We start from the raw sequence: 19,204 nt of genomic DNA, 5'->3' as shown, positions 1-19,204 counted from the left end.
TTCCCCTTACGCCGTGACGGCGGTCTTGATCGGCTGGCCCGAGGCCATCGCCTCGCCGCCCATCATCACGGCCTTGACGATGTTCTGGTAGCCGGTGCAGCGGCAAATGTTGCCGTCGAGCAGCGCGCGGACTTCGGTTTCGCTCGACTTCGGATGGTGCGTGCACAGGTCGATCGCGCTCATCACCATGCCCGGGGTGCAGAAGCCACATTGCAGGCCGTGGCACTCCTTGAAAGCCGCCTGCATCGGGTGCATGGTGCCGTCGGGCTGGGCGACGCCTTCGATGGTGGTGATGTCGGCATCCGCCACCTGGGCCACCAGCACGTTGCACGACTTGACGGCGCGGCCGTTGACGTGGACGGTGCAGGCGCCGCACTGCGCGGTGTCGCAGCCGACATGGGTGCCGGTCAGGTGCAGGTGCTCGCGGATCGCGTGCACGAGAAAGGTGTTGGGAGGTGCGTCGACCGTGACCGCGCGGCCGTTGACCGTGAGCTTGACCTGCATGTGGCTGTCTCCTGTTATGGGTGATGGCTGATTTCGGCGAGTTGCATCTTCGGCGCCGGGTTGGGGCACCATCCTAGGCAAAACCCTAGACGCTTGCACGGCGCCTGCGAAATTCTCAAAATGAAACAGCGCACCCCCACAATCTCCCCATGCTGCCCTCCGCTCCCGCCTCGCTGCCCGAACGGGCCGCGCTGATCGCCCAGGCCCGGCGCGACGTGATCGAGCACGCCGGCGCGACCAGCTCGCGCATCCAACCCTGGATCACGCGCTCCTGGCAGCGCTGCCTGTCGGCCGGCCGGCGGCCGCAACAGCGCGTGAGCTTCGATGCCGTGTCAGCCCGGCACGCCCACCGCATGGTCGAGCAAAGCCGCAGCCTGGTGGCGGCCGCGCAGCCGGTGCTGGACCGGCTGGCACGCGCCATCGCGGACACGCGCTACTTCGCGATCCTCACCGACGCCCGCGGCATCGTGATCGACGTGCGCGGCGTGCCGGTGAACGCCGAACGGCCGGCGATCGACATCGCACGCGTCGGCATCGACCTGTCGGAACACGCCGTGGGCACCACCGCCATCGGGGCGGCGCTGGCCGAGCTGCAGCCCGTCTGGCTGCACCGCGGCGAACACTTCTTCGACGACACCAGCCTCTACAGCTGCGCCGGTGCCCCCCTGTTCGGGCCCGACGGCCAATGCGTCGGCATGCTCGACCTGACCGGCGTGAACGTGGTCGAGCGCCCCGAACTCAAGCACCTGGCCGCCCTCTCGGCGCGCAGCATCGAGAACGCGCTGGTGCTGCAGCAGCCGCACGACCTGCTGGTGCGGCTGAACTGGCCGGGCTACGGGGGCAACACCGAGTCCGAAGGGCTGCTGTGCCTGGACGGCGACGGCCACGTCACGGCCAGCAACGCGGCAGCGCGCGAGATGGTCAACCAGCCCGCGACCCTGGCGCCGCCGGCGCGGCTGCACGCCAGCGACCTGTTCGCCCTGCCCTGGACGCTGCTGTGGGATGCGGCGCGCCGCGCCAATGGCAGCGTGATCGAGGTGCCGCTGTGGTCAGGCCTGCGCCTGCAGGCGCGGCCACAAGCGGGCGGCGTGATCGGCGACGCAGCGGCACCGGCCATCGAAGCGCCACACCGCCCACGCCTGCGCGACGTGGAAACCGCCCTGATCCGCAAGGCCGTCGACGAAGCCCGCGGCAACGTCGCGGAAGCCGCCCGCGTGCTCGGCATCAGCCGCGCGACCGTGTACCGCAAGCTGGTGCACGGCACACGCTGATGAAACGGATCGCCTGCACGCTCGTTCTGGCGCTGGCGGTCTGCGTCGCCAGTGCCGCCGAACTCAAGGTGCTGACGGCCGGCGCGTTCAAGCCCGTCGTGACCGCGCTCGCGCCCGCCTTCGAGCAGCGCACCGGCCACAAACTGGTGATCGACAACGACACGGCCGGCGCGCTGGCCAAACGCATCGCGGGCGGGGAAGCCTTCGACCTCGTGATCCTCACGCCTGCGGCGGTCGAGCAGTTGGTGCAGGCCGGCAAGATCGTGGCGGGCAGCCCGGCCCGGCTTGCGCGCGTGGCCATCGGCGTGGCGGTCAAGCAAGGCGCGCCGGCACCCGACATCACCAGCGTCGCCGCGTTCCAGCAGGCGTTGCTGGCGGCCCGCGCAGTGGCCTACATCGACCCCGCCGCGGGTGGCTCGAGCGGCGTCTACCTGTCGCAGCTGTTCGAGAAGATGGGCATCGCGCCGCAAATCAAGGCCAAGGCCGTGCTGGTGCCGGGCGGCCTGGTCGCACAGCGCCTTGTCACCGGCGAGGCCGACATCGCGCTCCACCAGATCAGCGAAATTCTGGCCGTGCCCGGCGCGACGCTGGTCGGGCCGATTCCGGCCGAGATCCAGAACTACACGGTGTACGCAGGCGGCATCGGCTCGGCGGCGCGCGATGCGGAAGCGGCCAAGGCTTTTCTGGCGCTGCTGGGCAGCGCGGAAGCCCGGGCGGTGCTGCAGGGCAAGGGGATGGAGTCGGCGCCCTGAAGGCCAGGCGCCATAGCGCTCTCAACCCGGCAGCGCCACCACCACCGCAGCCTCGTCCACCACCGCCGTCACCCGCTGGCGCGCGCGCAAACCGCTGCCGCTCGCGGCGAAGCCGACGAGCTGAAGCTCGCCGCCGGCCAGCGCGATCACGATCTCGTCACCGCTGTCGCCGCGGGCCACCCGGGCCACCGTGCCGGTGAGCTGGTTGCCACGGGGGCGGTGCGCCGCATCCGCGCGCTCGACCTGAACCGCCGTGGCCTTGCAGAGTGCGATGGCCGTCATGCCCTCGGCCAGCCCCAGCAGTTCGGCGCTCTCGTGCGTGATGCGGGCGGCCATGGTTTCGCCATTGGGCAATGCCATGCGCAGGCGCACCACCGGGCCGGTGCGCTCGAGTTCGCGCACGGTGGCCGGCAGCTGGTTGCGCATGCTGGTGCGCACAGACAACCGCGCCACCGCCGCGGCAGCACCGCTGTGCACCTGCACGCCGCGGCGCGCAACGGCATGCGCATCGGCCAACGCCAGCAATTGCTGCCCCTCGGCCGTGAGCGTGGCACCGCCACCGCCCGCGCCGCCAACCGAGCGCTCGACCAGCGGCACGCCCGCCAGGTTGGTCAGCGTGGCAATGGCCTGCCATGCTGCCTTGTAGCTCACCCCGACTTCCCGCGCAGCCTGCGAGATGCTGCCGGTGCGGGCGATGCCGCGCAGGATGTCGATGCGCTTGTCGCTCATGCCGTGACCGAGCGCGTCGCTGAAGCGGGGAGTTGCCATGGCCGGGATTGTGCCGGCCGGCTTACACTTTCGCTATTCCATTCATGAATAGCGAAAAATGAAATTCATCGCCGGTTTGATGGCTGTGCTGTTCGCCGCAGGCGCGCAGGCCGCCGAAGTGCAGGTTGCCGTGGCCGCCAACTTCGTCGGGCCGATGAAGGTGCTGGCCGCCGACTTCGAGAAGGCCAGTGGACACAAGGCGGTGGTGACGTCCGGATCGACCGGCAAGTTCTACGCACAGATCCGCAGCGGCGCGCCCTTCGACGTGTTGCTCGCCGCCGACGACGAAACACCGGCGCGGCTCGACCGCGACGGCGCCGCCGTGCCGGGCAGCCGCTTCACCTACGCAATCGGCAAACTGGTGCTGTGGTCGCCGAAGGCCGACTTCGTGGACGGCAACGGCGATGTGCTCAGGCGCGGCCAGTTCGCGCACCTCGCGCTGGCGGCCCCCAAGCTCGCGCCCTACGGCGCTGCCGCGGTCGAGACCTTGACACGGCTCGGACTGCTGGCCGCGCTGGAACCCAGGTTCGTGCAGGGCGAAAGCATCGGCCAGACTTTTGGCTTCGTGACCAGCGGCAACGCCGAGCTGGGCTTCGTCGCGCTCTCGCAGGTCTACGAGGACGGCAAGATCCAGCGTGGTTCGGCATGGATCGTGCCGTCCCACCTGCACAACCCGATCCGACAGGACGCGGTGCTGCTCGCCGGCGCCAAAGACAACGCGGCCGCGGCGGCGCTGCTGGCCTACCTCAAGACCGACAAGGCGAAGGCGGTCATTCGCGCTTTCGGCTACGACCTGTAGATGCCTTCCGCTGCCGACCTCGCCGCCATTGCGCTCACGCTCAAGCTGGCGGCGCTCACCACGCTGATCCTGCTGCTGCTCGGCACGCCGATCGCCTGGTGGCTGGCGCGCACGCGCTCGCGGTGGAAGGGCGTGGTCGGCGCGCTGGTGGCGCTGCCGATCGTGCTGCCACCGACGGTGATCGGCTTCTATTTCCTGGTGACGATGGGGCCCGACGGGCCGATCGGGCGGCTCACCCAATCGCTCGGGCTCGGTCTGCTGCCCTTCACCTTCGCGGGGCTGGTGGTGGGGTCGGTGGTGTATTCGATGCCGTTCGTGATCCAGCCGCTCCAGAACGCGTTCGAAGGCATCGGCGACGAGCCGCTGGAGGCTGCCGCCACGCTGCGTGCCACGCCGCTCGACACCTTCTTCAGCGTGGTGCTGCCGCTCGCGCGGCCGGGCTACCTCACGGCCATCGTGATGGGTTTTGCGCACACGGTCGGTGAATTCGGCGTGGTGCTGATGATCGGCGGCAACATCCCCGACAGGACGCGCGTGGTGTCGGTGCAGATCTACGACCATGTCGAGGCGCTCGAATACACGCAGGCGCACTGGCTCGCGGCCGGCATGGTCGCGTTCTCGTTCGTCGTGCTGCTCGCGCTGTATGTGCTGAACCCGACCGGGCAGCGGCGAGCGCGGACATGAGCGCCGGTATCCGCGCCGCGTTGCGCGTCAACCATCCGGGCTTCTCGCTCGATGTCGACCTCGCGTTGCCGGGCCGCGGCGTGACCGTACTTTCGGGCCCCTCGGGCTGCGGCAAGACCACCTGCCTGCGCGCCATCGCAGGGCTGCAGCGCACGCCGGGCAACCACGTCGTGGTCAACGGCGCGCGCTGGCAGGACGGCGATGTCTTCGTGCCGACGCACCGGCGCGCCATCGGCTACGTGTTCCAGGAGACGCGACTGTTCGCGCACCTCGATGTGCGGCGCAATCTCGAATACGGCATGCGCCGCGTGCCGCCATCTGCCCGGCGGGTGTCGCTGGCCCAGGCGGTCGAGCTGCTGGGCATTGGTGCGCTCATGACGCGGCAGCCGCAAACGTTGTCGGGCGGCGAGCGGCAACGCGTGGGCATGGCGCGCGCGCTGGCCACCAGCCCCGACCTCCTGCTGATGGACGAACCCCTGGCCTCGCTGGACGCCGAGCGCAAGCGCGAGGTGCTGCCCTACCTGGAGCGCCTGCACGGCGAGCTCGACATTCCGGTGCTGTACGTGACCCATGCGCCGGACGAGATCGCACGGCTGGCCGATCACCTGGTGCTGCTCGATGCCGGCCGAGTGGTCGCCGCCGGCGCCGCTGCGGCCCTGATGACGCAGCTCGATCTGCCATTGGCCCACGGCGACACGGCAGGCGCGGTGATCCGTGCCACCGTGGTCGGGCATGAGCCGGACTACCACCTCACGCAGGTCGAGTTCGCGGGTGGCCGGCTCCACTTGCCGCACCGCGGCACCCGCATCGGCCAGGCGGTGCGCGTGCGCATCCAGGCCCGCGACGTGAGCCTGACATTGCACCGGCAGAGCGACACCAGCGTGCTCAACATCCTGCCCGCCACGGTCACCGAACTCGTCGACGACAGCCCAGGCCAGACGATGGTCGGGCTCGATCTCGGTGGAACGCGCATCCTGGCGCGCATCACGCGCAAGTCGGCCGACCTGCTGCAGCTTGCCCCTGGCACGCCGGTGCATGCGCAGGTCAAGGGCGTCGCCATCGTCGAATAGCGGGCGCGCCGTCGTCGACTGATTTCACGCGCCGACCGGCACCTTGTCCAGAAAGCCGGTGACCGACTGCAGCTTGCCGGCTTCGAGCTGCGCGAAGTCGGTGCCCTGGATCAGGTCGGCCGCGCCGCTCGGGCCCAGCGTCCAGCTGAAGCGCACGTGATCGCCGTGCGCATCGGCCTTGCCGGTGAGCGCGAAGCGAAAGCCCGGGTAGCGCTGGTGCACGGCGCCGACCAACGCGCTGATCGCGTCGCGGCCGCTGGCCTGCATCACGGGGTCGACGTAGAGCGCGTCTGGCGCCCAGCCGGCTTCGAGCATCTGCTGCCGGCGCGCCGCGTCGGTTTCGTTCCAGAGGGCGATGTAGCGATGGGCGATGCCGACGGCGTCGGGGGTGGCGGTGTTCATGGTGCGATTCCTTTCGGGGTTCGGGGCCCGCAACATCGCGGGGTGAATGAATGGTCGCGACCCATCGGCTTCGCGTCGATGACGTCGCAGGTCATGGCTGGAGCGAGAATCCTGCGCAAGAACCTCCTACGTCCCTGACCGTCCGAGAGAACGAACAATGCGTTTGCTGCTGGTTGAAGACGAAGCCGAGATGGCCTCGTGGCTGGTGCGCGCGTTCAAGCAGAGCGGCTTCGTGCCGGATCACGCGCCGGATGCCACCACCGCCGAGTCCCTTCTGGCCGGCAACGACTACGACGCCGTCGTGCTCGATCTGCGGCTGCCCGACAAACACGGGCTGGCGCTGCTGGCGGACATCCGCAAAGCCGGCAACCGCACACCCGTGCTGGTGCTGACCGCACAAGGCTCGCTGCAGGATCGGGTCAGGGGCCTGAACGTCGGGGCCGACGACTTCCTGACCAAGCCCTTCGCGATCGAGGAGCTGGAAGCCCGTCTCACCGCGCTGGTCCGGCGCAGCCGCGGGAACGTCCATGCGGTGCTGCAATGCGGCTCGCTGTCATGCCCTCACGACAGCCGGGCCTTCACCCTGGCCGGCAGGCTGCTGCAGCTGACGCCGCGCGAGAGCGCGGCGCTCTCGGTGCTGCTGGCGCGCAATGGGTCGCCGGTCGAGAAGTCGCATCTCTCGGGCAAGGTGTTTCCGGCCAACAGCAACGCCGGCCCGGATGCCATCGAGCTGGTGCTTCACAGGCTGCGCCGCAAGCTAGAGGGTGGCGATGTGCGCATCGTGACCGTCCGCGGCCTGGGCTACATGCTGGAGCGCATCGCGCATGAAGACGCCGCGGACTGAAGCATCGCGGTTCGGCATTCGCGCGCGGCTGCTGACCTTGCTGCTCCCGGCCGTGCTGGCGCTGCTGGCGCTCGACAGCTGGAACGACCACCGCGCGTTGCGCACCCTGGTGCAGGATGCCTACGACCAGTCCATGCTCGAGTCGGTCACGGCGCTGCAAGGCAGCGTGTCCGTCGCGCCCGACGGTTCGCTCCGGCTGGACGCACCGCAGGTGGTGCAGACGATGTTCGACGCCACCCATCCCCGGCACAAGCATGTGCATGTCGGCCTCACACCCCGGCCGGCCGCGCAGGGCCCGGCAACTGCACCGTCGCGCGAGTTGACCTTGATGGGCGAGACCGATCTGCCGGCACCGCCTGCGTCGGCGGCCTCGGCGTCCCCGGTCTGGTACGACAGCGCCTGGCGCGGCGAACCGGTTCGGCTGGTCGCACTTCGAAGCGAGATCGCCGACGGACGCGGCCAGCGCTTCGAGCTGCTGGTTCAGGCCGCCGAAGGCACCGGGCCGCGCGACCAGGCGCAGGCCGGCGCGACGCGCCAGGCGCTGCTGCGCGATGCCCGCATGGTGCTGGTGGTGGTGCTGCTGGTCTGGCTCGGTGTGACCTGGTCGCTGCGGCCACTGGAAGCGCTGCGCAGGTCGGTGCTGGCGAGCAAGGGCCATGCGCTCGAGCCGCTGGACACCCGCGGTGTGCCGCATGAAGTGGCGCCGCTGGTCGATGCCGTCAACGCGCACGTGGCGAGCTACCGCGACCTGCTCGATCAGCAATCGCAGTTCCTGGCCGACGCATCGCACCAGTTGCGCACGCCGCTGGCCATCATGCTGACCCAGGCCGGCGTCGCGCTGCGAGAGAAGGATCCCGAGCAGCTTCACCAGACCCTGCGCGCCATCGTCGCCCAGATCTCGCGCAGCAGGCGCTTGTGCGAGCAGCTGCTCTCGCTGGCCCACGCGAGCGACACGGCCCCGCCTGCCGACGCACCGGCGGTCGTGGATCTCAACGCCGTCGCCCGGGACGTGGTGCTCCAGTACCTGGCCCTGGCCCACGAAAAGGACCAGGACCTCGGCTGGACGGACGCCGGGCCTCACGGTGTTCCGGTGCTGGCCAACGGCCCCGAGTTGCACGAGGCGCTCGCCAACCTCGTGCACAACGCCATCGTCTACACGCCGCCCGGCGGGCGCATCACGGTGGCGGCGAGCCGGCGCGATGGCGTGGGGCAGGCCGAAGTCCGCGACGACGGCCCCGGCATCGCCGAGGCACGGCGGGCCGAGGTGTTCGAACGCTTCCGCCAGGGCAGCACCCACTCCGAAAAAGGCCCGCACGGTGCCGGCCTGGGCCTGGCCATCGCGCGCGCCTACGCGCGGCGCAACGGCGGCGACATCGTGCTCGCGAACGCCGATGCCGACGACGCAGACGCCAGCGGCTTGCGCGCCATCCTGCGCCTGCCTCGGGGCGCCGCCGACCCGCGCTAGTGCGTTAGTGATAACACGTATTTAGAGGGTGCACGGCCAAAACGAAAGCCGATTGGAAGCCTCGCTCCCTACCATCCGCTCCGCCTGCCCGCCACGTGCGGGACACAACCAGAAGGAGACCCGGATGACCCATCCCGCATTGCCGACAACGCGCCGCGCCGCACAGCCCCGGAGCAGCGCCGCATGAACTTCAACAACCGGAATTTCGTCAGAGGGCTTTTTCTCATGGCGATCGCGCTGCTGTTCGGCCTGGTGGCCCGAAGCAACTACGCGATCGGCGAGTTCAGCCGCTCCGGACCGGGCCTGTTCCCGGTGATGATCAGCGGGTTCCTGTTCGTGGTTGGCCTGCTCAGCGTGGTGCGCTCGCACTTCGTGCCGCCCGTTCCGCTCGAACACAGCGTCAAGAACATCGCGATCATCATGCTGAGCCTGGTCGGGTTCACGGTGATTTCCGAGTACCTCAACATGATCCTCGGCATCGTGTTCCTGGTGTTCTTCTCGACCCTCGCCGGCACCTCGTACTCGGTGGTGCGCAACATCAAGATCTCCGTGGGCCTGATCGCGGTGGCCTTCGCCTTCAAGAACTTTCTCGGCCTCAGCCTGCCGCTCTACTGATGGACATCCTGCACAACCTCGCGTTCGGGTTCGAACACGCACTGACGCTGCAGAACCTCCTGTACTGCGCCCTGGGCTGCACGGTGGGCACGCTGGTCGGGCTGCTGCCCGGGCTCGGCCCGCTGTCCACCATCAGCCTGCTGCTGCCGCTGACGTACTCCATCCCCACCGGCGGGGCGCTCATCATGCTGGCGGGCATCTACTACGGTGCGCAGTACGGCGACAGCGTGAGCGCCATCACGATGAAGATTCCGCACGCGAGCAGCATCGTCGCGTGCATCGATGGCTACCAGATGACGCTCAAGGGCAAGACGGGCCTGGCCCTCTTCACCGCGGGCATCTCTAGCTTCATCGGCGGCACCGTGGCCATCATCGTGCTGTCGACGATGGCGCCGGCGCTGGGCGAGGTGGGCTTTTTGTTCGGGCCGGCCGACTACTGTGCGCTGATGCTGCTCGGCTTCTTCTGCGTGAGTTTCGTCAGCAGCGGCAGCCTGCTCAACGGCCTGGCGATGGCCATGGTCGGCGTGCTGCTCGGCATGGTCGGCACCGACGTGAACAGCGGCGTGGCGCGCTACACGATGAATCTGCCGTTCCTGCAGGACGGCATCGGCCTGATCAGCATCGCGCTCGGCTGCTTCGGCATTGCGGAGGTGGTGAAGAATCTCGACAACAAGAACGTTCTCACGCCCTTCAACGGCAAGATCAAGCTCATGCCGACCTGGGCCGAGTTCAAGCGCATCATCCCCAGCGCCTTGCGCGGCAGCGTGATCGGCTCGATCCTGGGCATCCTGCCCGGCGGCGGCCCGACGATCGCTCAGTTCGCGGCCTACGCGGCGGACAAGCGCTTCAGCAAGTACAAGGACGAGATCGGCACCGGCTGTATCGAAGGCGTGGCCGGCCAGGCGGCGGCGGACGAGGCGGCGGCGCGCACCAGTTTCATTCCGCTCATGGCCATCGGCATTCCGGAGAACGCGGTCATGGCGCTGATGATGGCGGCCTTCATCGTGAAGGGCATCCAGCCCGGTCCGAACATGATTGCCACCCACCCCGACCTGTTCTGGGGCCTGGTGGCCAGCATGTGGGTCGGCAATTGCTTCCTGGTGGTGCTCAACGTGCCGCTGGTGCGCTATTGGCTGTCGGTTTTCAAGATTCCCTACACGGTGCTGTTCCCGGCGATCATGTTCTTCTGCTGTATCGGCACCTACAGCATCAACAACAGCCTGGACGACATCTACACGACCGCCGTGTTCGGCCTGATCGGCTATTCGTTCCTGCGGCTCGACATGGAGGCCGCCCCGCTGATGCTGGGCTTCATCCTGGGCCCGATGCTCGAAGAGAACTTCCGCCGCGCCATGCTCCTGAGCCGGGGGGAGTTCGGCATCTTCATCCATCGCCCCATCAGCGGCACCTTGCTCGCCGTGATCGGCGCCGTGGTGGTGTGGCAGCTGGTGGCGTTTGTCCGGGGCTTGCGGCGTCCGCCGGTTCGCATCGAGGAAACGGTGCCTGTCTCGGGGTGAATGGGCCGCGGTCGGGTTGGGATCTGGGCACTGAGGGTCCGCCTTGTTGAGGTTCCGGGGCGGGCTCAGGGCGGCGGCCCACCCGCAGGCCCTACCCCCGAGCCCGGCTACTACTCATCTGGCATTGGGAAAGAACAGTTGCTCGCCGTTGATCTTGTAGCTCGCAATGTTGGCCTGGCCCGCGGGCGAGATCACCCAGTCGACGAACTTCTGCGCGCCGGTGCTGTTGAGATTGGGAAACTTCGCGGCACTTGGCACCATCACGCCGTACTGGTTGAACAGGCGCTTGTCGCCTTCCACCAGCACCGCGAGATCGGCCCGGTTCTTGAAGCTCAGCCAGGTGCCGCGGTCGGCCAACACGTAGCCGCCCGTCGAGGCTGCGATGTTGAGCGCCGGCCCCATGCCGCAACCGCATTCCTTGTAGCCGCTGCCCTTCTTGTCGTTGGGCAACGGCGTGCCCGTTTCGCCCAGGCCGGTCAGGTTCCACAGCCGGCGCTCGGCCGCGTCGGTGCCGCTCTTGTCGCCGCGCGAGACGAATGGCGCGTTGGCCGCAGCCAGCTTCTTCAGCGCGGCCACGATGTCGTTGCCCTTGACGCCGGCCGTGTCTGCCTTCGGGCCGACCAGCACGAAGTCGTTGTACATGACCGGGTAGCGCTTCGCGGCAAACCCTTCGGCCACGAACTTCTCTTCGGCCGCGGTGTCGTGCACGAACAGCACATCGGCATCGCCGCGGCGCGCCATGTCGATCGCCTGGCCGGTGCCGACCGCCACCACCTTGACCTCGATGCCGCTGGCCTGCTTGAAGGCTGGCAGCATGTGCGCGAACAGGCCCGATTGCTCGGTCGACGTGGTCGAGGCCATCGTGATGGTTTCGGCGCGCGCCACCAGAATGCTGGCACCCAGCAACACCAGCGCCACCGCGGCCTGGGCCGTGGGGCCCACACCGAAACGCTGGAAAAAGACTTTCATGCCAACTCTCCTTTGACGAACAAATGGGCTTCTTCGGGCAGCGGGCCGTGGAAGAACTCATGCACCGGCAGGTCGGCGATCACGCGGCCCTGCTCGAGGTAAACGACGCGGCTGGCCAGGCGCTTGACCTGGCCCAGGTTGTGGCTCGCGAACACCAGCGTGCGCCCGCTTGCGGCCTCGGCCAGCAGGGCCTCGACCTCGCGCTTGGCATGGGGATCGAGGCTGGCGGTCGGCTCGTCCAGCAGCAGCACCTGCGGCTGCAAGGCCCAGGCGCGCGCCAGGGCCAGGCGCTGCTGCTGGCCGCCCGACAGCGTGCGCGCATTGCGCGCCAGCAGCCCCTCGAGGCCGACGCGGGCGAGCGCCGGGCCGGCCGCACCGCGCGCATCGCGCCACGGCATGCCGTGCAGCCAGAGCGCGAGCGCCACATTGGTTCCGGCACTTGCACGCAGCATGTGCGGCCGCTGGAACAGCATGGCCTGGTCGCGCCGCGGCGCATGGCTCGCAAAACGGCCGGCCGCATGCGGCACCAGCCCGTGCAGCAAACGCAGCAGCGTGCTCTTGCCGCTGCCGTTGGCGCCGATCAACGCAACCCGCTCGCCCGCATGGATCGACAGCGACGCATCGCGCAGCGCGGTGACGCGGCCGAAGCGCACCTCGACCTGGCTCAATGCGAACAAAGGCGCTGCGCTCATTGGTGCACCCTTGGCGCGGCGCTCATGCCGTCACCCGCATCGCCACGGCAGCACCGCCGTCGACGCGCTCGCGCCAGGCGCGCAACAGGCCGATCAGCACGTTGAGCGCGAGCACCACCAGCAGCAGCAAGAGCCCCAGCGCCAGCGCCAGCGGCAGATCGCCCTTGCTGGTTTCGAGCGCGATGGCGGTGGTCATCACGCGCGTGAAGCCGTCGATGTTGCCGCCCACCACCATCACGGCACCGACCTCGGACACCGCGCGTCCGAAGGCGGCGATCAGCACGGTGACCAGCGCATACCGCTCGTCCCACACCAGCAGCAGCGCGCGCGCCAGCGGGCCGGCGCCGAGCGAGCGCCACTGCTCGCCATGCGAGCGGTCGGCATCCTCGATGGTCTGCCGCGTGAGCGCGGTCACCACCGGCAGCACCAGCACGGTTTGCGCCAGCACCATGGCCTTGAAGGTGAACAGCCAGCCGAGCGCGCCGAACGGACCGGAGCGCGACAGCAGGAGGTAGACCACCAGCCCGACCACCACCGAAGGCAGCGCCAGCAGCGTGTTGAGCAGCGTCAACACCAGGCTGCGGCCGCGAAAGCGGGCAACGCCGAGCCACGCGCCCAACAGCAGGCCGAGGCCGCAGGCCAGCGCGCACGCACTGGCACTGACAGCCAGCGAACGACCGACGATGGCGAGCAGCACCGGGTCGCCGGAGACGATCAGTTGCCACGCCGACAGCGCGCTTTGGGCAAAGGTGTTCATGCGGCGGATTTCATGGCCGCGAGAAAGTATCAGGGTGGGTGAGCCAACCTATGCAATGTTGTGCATAGGTTGCCGTCTGCTCTGCATAATGCTCGACGCGCAGCCATCCTTCTCCATCCCGTGCAACAGATCGAACTTTCCTACCTGATCACGCCGCGCCGGCGGGTCGGCGGCGCGCTGATCGGCAACCCGTTGATGGCACTGCTGCAGGCCGTGCGCGAACACGGCTCGATCTCCGCGGCGGCCCGTTCGCTCGAGCTGTCCTACCGCCATGTGTGGGGCGAGCTCAAGCGATGGGAGCAGAGCTTCGGCCACGCACTTGTCACCGGCGAGAAGGGCCGGCGCGCCCAGCTCTCGGAGTTCGGCGACAAGCTGCTCTGGGCCGAGCGCCAGGCCCAGGCTCGGCTGGCACCGCAGATCGAGGCGCTGCATGCCGATCTGGAGCGCGCCTTCGCGCTGGCTTTCGATGACCGCACCCATGTGCTGAGCCTGCAGGCCAGCCATGACGATGCGCTGGTGTTGCTGCGCTCGCATGCGGCCGGCAGCGCGCGGCTCCAGCTCGACATCCAGTTCAGCGGCAGCGTGGACGCCATCAGCGCCCTGAACCAGGGCCGCTGCACCATGGCGGGTTTTCACACGCTCGAATCGGCTGCGGCCGGCTCGCTCACGCAGCGCACCTACCAGCCGCTGCTGAAGCCGGGGATTCACAAGCTGATCGGCTTCGCACGCCGTACGCAGGGCCTGATCGTGGCGCCCGGCAACCCGCTCGCGCTGGAATCGCTGGCCGATGTGGCGCGCCTGCAGGCGCGCTACGTGAACCGCTCGATCGGCACCGGCACGCGCGTGCTGCTCGACGAGTTGCTGGACGCCGCCGGGATCGACGGCGACGCGCTCGACGGCTACGGCCGCAGCGAGCCCTCGCACGGCGCGGTGGCGCACGCGGTGGCGGCGGGCCAGGCCGATGCCGGCCTCGGCCTCGAATCGGCGGCGCGCGCCGCGGGTCTGGGTTTCGTGCCGCTGGCGCATGAGCGTTACCACCTGGCCTGCCTGAAGTCGGCACTGGCGCATCCGGCGACCGAAGCCCTGCTGGTGTTGCTGCGCGGCGCCGCCTGGCAGCACCGCCTTGGCACGCTGGCCGGCTACGAGAGCGCCGCCAGCGGCGAGGTGCAATCGCTGAGCGCGTTGCTGCCCTGGTGGCAGTTCAAGTCCAAAAAGAAGAAGGGGTCGGCCCCGTGAGCATGCCCTCGCTGCCTGATCAGTGGCCCATCGGCGACAGCGAAACCGCTGACCTGGTGCGCCGGCTCGGCGCGGCCGATTCTCCGCTGGGCGCGCCAGCGCAGTGGCCCGTGGCGCTGCGCACCACCATCGACCTTCTCTTGCCCTCGCAAGCGCAGATCGTGCTCTTCTGGGGCCCCGATTTCGTGGCCTTCTACAACGACGCCTACGCGCCCACCATCGGCCACAAACACCCAGCCGCATTGGGCCGCCCGGCCTGCGAACACTGGACCGAGCTGTGGGACGACTTGCGGCCGCTGCTCGAACGCGTGCTGCTCGACGGCGAAACGGTCAGCGCGAACGACCGCCCCTTCCTGATCAACCGGCACGGCGAACCCGAGCAGGTGTTCTTCGACATCTCTTATTCCCCAGTGCGCGAAATCGACGGCCGCGTCGGTGGCGTACTGTGCATCGTGAGCGAAACCACGGGCCGCGTGCGCATGACGCAGGCGCTGGCAGCCAGCGAAAGCCGCACGCGCGAAACCAACAGGCAGTTGCAGATGGCCCAGGCGGCCGGCGGCATCGGCGTGTTCCTGCTCGACATCCAGGCGGACACCCTGAGCGTGTCGGCCGAGTTCTGCCGCATCTTCGGCATGCCGGTGCGAACGACTTTCGACGCCTTCGAGATCGACCGCTTGCGCCTGAACCGGAACGAGCGGATGTCGACGCGCGAAAACCGCACCGATGGCAGCGCGCCGCTCAATGTCGAATACCGCATCCGGCGCGCCGGGGACGGTGCGCTGCGCTGGATCTCGCGTCGGGCCGAGATGGTGCGCGACGACGCCGGCCGGCCGATTCTGATGCGAGGGGTGGTGCAGGACATCACGGCGCAGAAGTGGGCCGAGGCCACGCTGCGCGAGAGCGAAGCGCGTTTTCGCGCACTGGCCCAGGCCGTGCCGAACCAGGTCTGGACGGCCGCGGCCGACGGCCAGCTCGACTGGTTCAGCGAGAGCGTGTACGCCTATTCGCAGCTCACACATGCCGAACTCGCGGGCAACGGCTGGACTTGCATGGTGCACCCTGAAGACCTGCCGCGCGTCATGGAACTCTGGGCCCGCTCGCTGGCGCTGCAAAGCGCCTACGAAACCGAGTTCCGGTTGAGACGGCACGACGGCGCCTGGCGCTGGCACCTGGTGCGCGCCCAGCCGCTCGACGCCGAGGCAGACGTGGGCGTGCCGGTGCGCTGGGTCGGCACCAACACCGACATCGACGACCAGAAGGCTGCGCAGGCCCGCCTCGAGCGGAGCGTGGAGGAGCGCACGCGCGACCGCGACCGGCTGTGGCATTTGTCGACCGACATCATGGTGGTGGCCGATTTCGGCGGCCGCATCACGGCGATCAACCCGGCCTGGGAAGAACTGCTGGGCTGGACCGAGACCGAATTGCTCGGCAGCCAGATCCTCGACGTGCTCCACCAGGACGATGTCGCGGCGGCGGCCGCAGAACTCGGCCAGCTGGCGCGCGGCCACCGGATGCTGCGCTTCGAGTGCCGCTTGCGCCATCGGGACGGCAGCTACCGCACGGTGTCATGGACGGCCGTGCCCGACGATCAGTTTCTGCATGCGGTGGGGCGCGACATCACGGCGCTGCGCGAGTCCGAAGCCCGGCTGCGCCAAAGCCAGAAGATGGAAGCCATCGGCCAGCTCACCGGCGGCATTGCGCACGACTTCAACAACCTGCTGCAGGGCATCACCGGTTCGATCGAGGTGATGCGCCGGCGCGTGGTGCTGGGCCGCACCGAGGGACTCGAGCGCTACATGGACGCGGCCACCCAGTCGGCCCAGCGGGCGGCATCGTTGATCCAGCGACTGCTGGCGTTCTCGCGCCGCCAGACGCTCGACACCCGGCCGGTCGACGTCAGCCGCCTGATCGGCTCGATCGAAGAGCTGCTGCGCCGCACACTGGGCGAACAGGTGCAGCTCGAAGTGCAGCTCGATGCCGACGCGGGCGCTGCGCTGTGCGACGAGAGCCAGCTCGAAAGCGCGATCCTCAATCTGGCCATCAATGCGCGCGACGCCATGCCGCACGGTGGCGAGCTGCACATCACGGCCTCGCAGGCGGTGCTGACCGATGCCGACACGCGCGGCCATGACGGGCTGGAACCCGGCCATTACTGCACCATCGCGGTGGCCGACAGCGGCACCGGCATGCCGCCCGATGTGCTGGCCAAGGCTTTCGATCCGTTCTTCACCACCAAGCCGATCGGCCAGGGCACCGGCCTCGGGCTGTCGATGGTGTACGGCTTCGTGCAGCAGTCGCTCGGCCACGTTCACATCCAGAGCCAGGTGGGCCAGGGCACCACGGTCACGCTCTTCCTGCCGCGCGCCGGCAGCGAGGACACGTCGGATTCGGTGGCCACGGCAGCCGCGGCCCTGCCGCACGGCAGCGGCGAGGTGGTGCTGGTGGTGGAAGACGACCCCGGCGTGCGCCTGCTGGTGCTCGACGTGCTGGAAGACCTGGGCTATCGCACGCTGCAGGCGGCCGACGGCGGCGCTGCCGTCCCCATCCTGCAATCGGGCCAGCGCATCGACCTGCTGGTGAGCGACGTCGGCCTGCCGGGTATCAATGGCCGCCAGCTGGCCGAAATCGCGCGCCAGCACCGGCCCGGCCTCGACGTGCTGTTCATGACCGGCTATGCCGAGCACGCGACCACGCGCGCCGAGTTCCTGGCGCCGGGCATGCAGATGATCGCCAAGCCCTTTGCCATCGACGACTTCGCGCACATGGTCGAGCAGATCGTGCGCCGGCAGTCGCGCACCCACGGCCGCTTCGAGCCCTGATCCTCAGGAGCCGCGCAGCACGGCCTGCAACTTGCGCTGCGCCGTATTGATGGCGGCCGACTGGCTGCCCAATTGCTGGAACATCTCGTTCAGCCGGGTCTGAACCGCCGGGTCGCTCACCTGCACCGAGGCACCGCTGATCTGGATCTTGCTGCTGTTCTGCTTGATGTAGTCGGCGATCTTCAGCCCATGGCCGAACACCGCGTCGACCGCCGGAAACACCTCCTTGAAGGTGCTGGCCGGCGTGCTCACGGTTCTTTCATAGGCCTTGTCGTAGACCGCCTTCAGGTCGTCGGGCTGCTTGAGTTTGGTGCGGGCGGTTTCGGCCGTGGCGAGCTGCTGGTCGAGCGCGCCGCGCAGCGCGGCCATGGCTTCGCGCGCCGTCTGCAGGTCGTCGCGCCGCGTGACGATATCGCCGATGGAGCGCAGCCCGCCCTTGGCCATGATCGCCTGCATCGGCTGGCTGATCGACTTGTTCATGCCGTCGTTGAAGTCGGTGATGACCGCGTAGTGCTGCGCATAGTCACCGAACGAGGCCTTCTCGGCATCGGTGAGCTTGGGCACATGCACGCCGGGCTTGTCGAGGATGCGGGTCTGCAGGAAGGTGGTGAAGGCGGTGCGCTGCTCGGCCTCCTTGTTGCCGCAGGCGGTGAGCGCGAAGCCCAGCGCCAGCAGCAGGACGACGCCGAGCGTGCGTTGAATCAAAGCCATGGTGCGATCTCTCCTCGTTGTGGTCAAAGCGTGCAGGTGCGAAACCCGAAAAATCCATTGTCTCGCCCCGGCATTGCAAAGCCGCGCGCCTTGGGCGAACGCAGGCGCGCGCGGGTTGCGAGCGACGCCCCGCGCAGCACGCGGGCCTGGTAGAAGGCCGGCTCCGGGTCGAACTCGCCGCCTGCGCTCCACGGGTCGGTGCGGTAGCCGGGCCATGGCTTCAGCGTGCCGGCTGTCCATTCGTGCACATCGGCCCAGCGGAAACCACGGCGTGCCGCGGTGTGTGCCGCAATCTCCCATTCGACCTCGGTCGCAATGCGGCGGCCGGCCCAGCGGGCCCAGGCGTCGGCCTCCCACCAGCTCAGGTGCACCGCGCTCTGGTGGCCGGCGGCACGCACGGTGCGCCCGAACCGGTGCTGCAGCACCGAGCCGCCGGTGCCGTGGTGCGCCGCGCCGATCTGCTCGACATGCCGCGGACCGCGCCGCCCCTCGCCGGCCTGCTGCGCCAGCCAGTCCCAACCGCCCTCGGGATGCCAGAACTCGCTGCGGTCATAACCGCCATCGTCCACGAACTCGACGAACTGGCTCCAGGTGACAGGCTGCGCGTCGATCTCGAATTCGGGCACATCCACTTCGTGCGCGCCCTGCTCCTGCGCAAACGAAAAGCCACGCGCCGGCAGGCCGAGTTCCCACAGCGTAGACGGCACCAGCAGGGGCTCACCCGGCGGCGGGGCCGGCGCCAGCTCAATGTCGAACCGCAGGCCCAGGGTCTGCGCCATCACCACCAGTTGTTCGCCGCGCAGGTCTTCATGGAACAACGCCAGCCGGTAGAAGTAGAGGCCGGCGTCGGTCTCGGCCGCGCGCTCGAGCAGCTCGAGCGTGCCTTCCAGCGTCTCGAGCAGGTAGGCCTTGGTCTGCCCCAGATCCGGCAGGTCGGGTGACCAGGGCCGCTCGGCGCCGCCTTGGTGCGGGTTCCACCAGTCGTCGGCCTGCGGCTCGATCGCCGCCAGCCGCGTGGGCCGAACCGGGCAGTCGATGCCGAAGGCGCGCTGCGTGTTGCGCGCGATCCACCATTCGGCGAACCAGCCGATGTGGCCGGCCAGCCAGATCGGCGGCAGCACGCCCTCGCCCCGCTCGACCGGCAACGTGGCCGAGCCGAGCGCATCTTCGTAGAGCGAGAGCAGGTGCAGCGTGTGGTTGCGCGCGTCGATCAGCGCCAGGGAGAGCAGTTCGCGGCCGGCCCGGCGCATGTCGGGCGAATCGATCGATTGCGGCAGGGAAAGCGGCGCAGCCATCGCCTCATTATGGTGCTCAGGGAAACCCCCCGAC

19 protein-coding genes are annotated in these 19,204 nt (G+C 68.9%); 11 read left to right on the top strand and 8 right to left on the bottom strand.

From position 1 onward, the window contains the following. Positions 1 to 6: 6 nt before the first annotated feature. Entirely contained in the window at positions 7 to 504 is a 498-nt protein-coding gene (locus QTI05_RS15360) for a (2Fe-2S)-binding protein (protein WP_286622105.1), read from the bottom strand. A gap of 149 nt (positions 505 to 653) precedes the next feature. On the opposite strand from QTI05_RS15360, the gene QTI05_RS15355 reads away from it, so the two are divergent. Both QTI05_RS15355 and QTI05_RS15350 read left to right on the top strand, forming a co-directional pair. Continuing rightward, positions 654 to 1,775, top strand: coding sequence for a helix-turn-helix domain-containing protein (locus QTI05_RS15355; RefSeq protein ID WP_286622104.1), 1,122 nt, complete (start codon positions 654 to 656; stop codon positions 1,773 to 1,775). After that, positions 1,775 to 2,527, top strand: a complete 753-nt coding sequence (locus QTI05_RS15350; protein WP_286622102.1) for a molybdate ABC transporter substrate-binding protein — start codon at positions 1,775 to 1,777, stop codon at positions 2,525 to 2,527. The genes QTI05_RS15355 and QTI05_RS15350 overlap by 1 nt, the downstream gene beginning before the upstream one ends. A gap of 21 nt (positions 2,528 to 2,548) precedes the next feature. Here QTI05_RS15350 and QTI05_RS15345 read toward each other — a convergent pair whose 3' ends face one another. Beyond that, on the bottom strand, positions 2,549 to 3,295 hold the full coding sequence (locus QTI05_RS15345; protein WP_286622101.1) for a TOBE domain-containing protein: 747 nt from the start codon (positions 3,293 to 3,295) through the stop codon (positions 2,549 to 2,551). Between the two features lie 58 nt (positions 3,296 to 3,353). On the opposite strand from QTI05_RS15345, the gene modA reads away from it, so the two are divergent. The 3 genes from modA to modC are packed head-to-tail and all read left to right on the top strand — an operon-like array spanning position 3,354 to position 5,848. After that, entirely contained in the window at positions 3,354 to 4,094 is a 741-nt protein-coding gene (modA, locus tag QTI05_RS15340) for a molybdate ABC transporter substrate-binding protein (RefSeq protein WP_286622100.1), read from the top strand. After that, positions 4,095 to 4,778 carry a molybdate ABC transporter permease subunit gene (gene modB, locus QTI05_RS15335; RefSeq protein ID WP_286622099.1) on the top strand — a complete coding sequence of 228 codons (684 nt, stop codon included), beginning with the start codon at positions 4,095 to 4,097 and terminating at the stop codon, positions 4,776 to 4,778. Further along, complete coding sequence (gene modC / locus QTI05_RS15330; RefSeq protein WP_286622098.1) at positions 4,775 to 5,848, top strand: molybdenum ABC transporter ATP-binding protein; 1,074 nt, start codon at positions 4,775 to 4,777, stop codon at positions 5,846 to 5,848. The genes modB and modC overlap by 4 nt, the downstream gene beginning before the upstream one ends. Before the next feature lie 24 nt (positions 5,849 to 5,872). Here modC and QTI05_RS15325 read toward each other — a convergent pair whose 3' ends face one another. Further along, entirely contained in the window at positions 5,873 to 6,250 is a 378-nt protein-coding gene (locus tag QTI05_RS15325; protein WP_286545747.1) for a nuclear transport factor 2 family protein, read from the bottom strand. A 157-nt stretch (positions 6,251 to 6,407) separates the two neighbouring features. On the opposite strand from QTI05_RS15325, the gene QTI05_RS15320 reads away from it, so the two are divergent. From QTI05_RS15320 to QTI05_RS15305, 4 genes are all read left to right on the top strand, one after another. After that, positions 6,408 to 7,094 carry a response regulator gene (locus QTI05_RS15320; protein WP_286622097.1) on the top strand — a complete coding sequence of 229 codons (687 nt, stop codon included), beginning with the start codon at positions 6,408 to 6,410 and terminating at the stop codon, positions 7,092 to 7,094. Further along, complete coding sequence (locus tag QTI05_RS15315; RefSeq protein ID WP_286622096.1) at positions 7,075 to 8,559, top strand: sensor histidine kinase; 1,485 nt, start codon at positions 7,075 to 7,077, stop codon at positions 8,557 to 8,559. Before QTI05_RS15320 ends, QTI05_RS15315 begins: the two co-directional genes overlap by 20 nt. A gap of 183 nt (positions 8,560 to 8,742) precedes the next feature. After that, positions 8,743 to 9,174: a tripartite tricarboxylate transporter TctB family protein gene (locus tag QTI05_RS15310; protein ID WP_286622095.1), complete on the top strand. Its 432-nt coding sequence runs from the start codon at positions 8,743 to 8,745 to the stop codon at positions 9,172 to 9,174. Next, complete coding sequence (locus tag QTI05_RS15305) at positions 9,174 to 10,691, top strand: tripartite tricarboxylate transporter permease (protein WP_286622094.1); 1,518 nt, start codon at positions 9,174 to 9,176, stop codon at positions 10,689 to 10,691. The genes QTI05_RS15310 and QTI05_RS15305 overlap by 1 nt, the downstream gene beginning before the upstream one ends. 114 nt (positions 10,692 to 10,805) lie before the next feature. On the opposite strand, the gene QTI05_RS15300 is transcribed toward QTI05_RS15305, so the two are convergent. The 3 genes from QTI05_RS15300 to QTI05_RS15290 are packed head-to-tail and all read right to left on the bottom strand — an operon-like array spanning position 10,806 to position 13,109. Then, positions 10,806 to 11,660, bottom strand: a complete 855-nt coding sequence (locus tag QTI05_RS15300) for an ABC transporter substrate-binding protein (RefSeq protein WP_286622093.1) — start codon at positions 11,658 to 11,660, stop codon at positions 10,806 to 10,808. Then, on the bottom strand, positions 11,657 to 12,352 hold the full coding sequence (locus QTI05_RS15295; protein WP_286622092.1) for an ABC transporter ATP-binding protein: 696 nt from the start codon (positions 12,350 to 12,352) through the stop codon (positions 11,657 to 11,659). Before QTI05_RS15295 ends, QTI05_RS15300 begins: the two co-directional genes overlap by 4 nt. A 22-nt stretch (positions 12,353 to 12,374) precedes the next feature. Further along, positions 12,375 to 13,109 carry an ABC transporter permease gene (locus QTI05_RS15290; RefSeq protein WP_286622091.1) on the bottom strand — a complete coding sequence of 245 codons (735 nt, stop codon included), beginning with the start codon at positions 13,107 to 13,109 and terminating at the stop codon, positions 12,375 to 12,377. A 120-nt stretch (positions 13,110 to 13,229) separates the two neighbouring features. Between QTI05_RS15290 and QTI05_RS15285 the strand changes: the two genes are divergently transcribed. Together QTI05_RS15285 and QTI05_RS15280 are read left to right on the top strand one after the other, a co-directional pair. Beyond that, positions 13,230 to 14,345: a substrate-binding domain-containing protein gene (locus QTI05_RS15285; RefSeq protein WP_286622090.1), complete on the top strand. Its 1,116-nt coding sequence runs from the start codon at positions 13,230 to 13,232 to the stop codon at positions 14,343 to 14,345. A 2-nt stretch (positions 14,346 to 14,347) separates the two neighbouring features. Further along, positions 14,348 to 17,164 carry a hybrid sensor histidine kinase/response regulator gene (locus QTI05_RS15280; protein WP_286622402.1) on the top strand — a complete coding sequence of 939 codons (2,817 nt, stop codon included), beginning with the start codon at positions 14,348 to 14,350 and terminating at the stop codon, positions 17,162 to 17,164. Positions 17,165 to 17,167: 3 nt separating this feature from the next. On the opposite strand, the gene QTI05_RS15275 is transcribed toward QTI05_RS15280, so the two are convergent. Then, positions 17,168 to 17,875 (bottom strand): DUF3053 domain-containing protein, encoded by a 708-nt coding sequence (locus tag QTI05_RS15275; protein ID WP_286545737.1) that lies wholly within the window; start codon positions 17,873 to 17,875, stop codon positions 17,168 to 17,170. A 23-nt stretch (positions 17,876 to 17,898) separates the two neighbouring features. Next, the gene (locus tag QTI05_RS15270; protein WP_286545736.1) at positions 17,899 to 19,170 is read right to left on the bottom strand and encodes an SUMF1/EgtB/PvdO family nonheme iron enzyme; all 1,272 of its coding nucleotides are present in this window, start codon (positions 19,168 to 19,170) and stop codon (positions 17,899 to 17,901) included. Positions 19,171 to 19,204 lie beyond the last annotated feature (34 nt).

The organism is Variovorax fucosicus, assembly GCF_030316825.1.
Taxonomy (GTDB): Bacteria; Pseudomonadota; Gammaproteobacteria; order Burkholderiales; family Burkholderiaceae_C; genus Variovorax; species Variovorax fucosicus.
The sequence above is the reverse complement of the archived record's forward strand: the minus strand, read 5'-3'. Positions and strand labels throughout refer to the sequence as shown.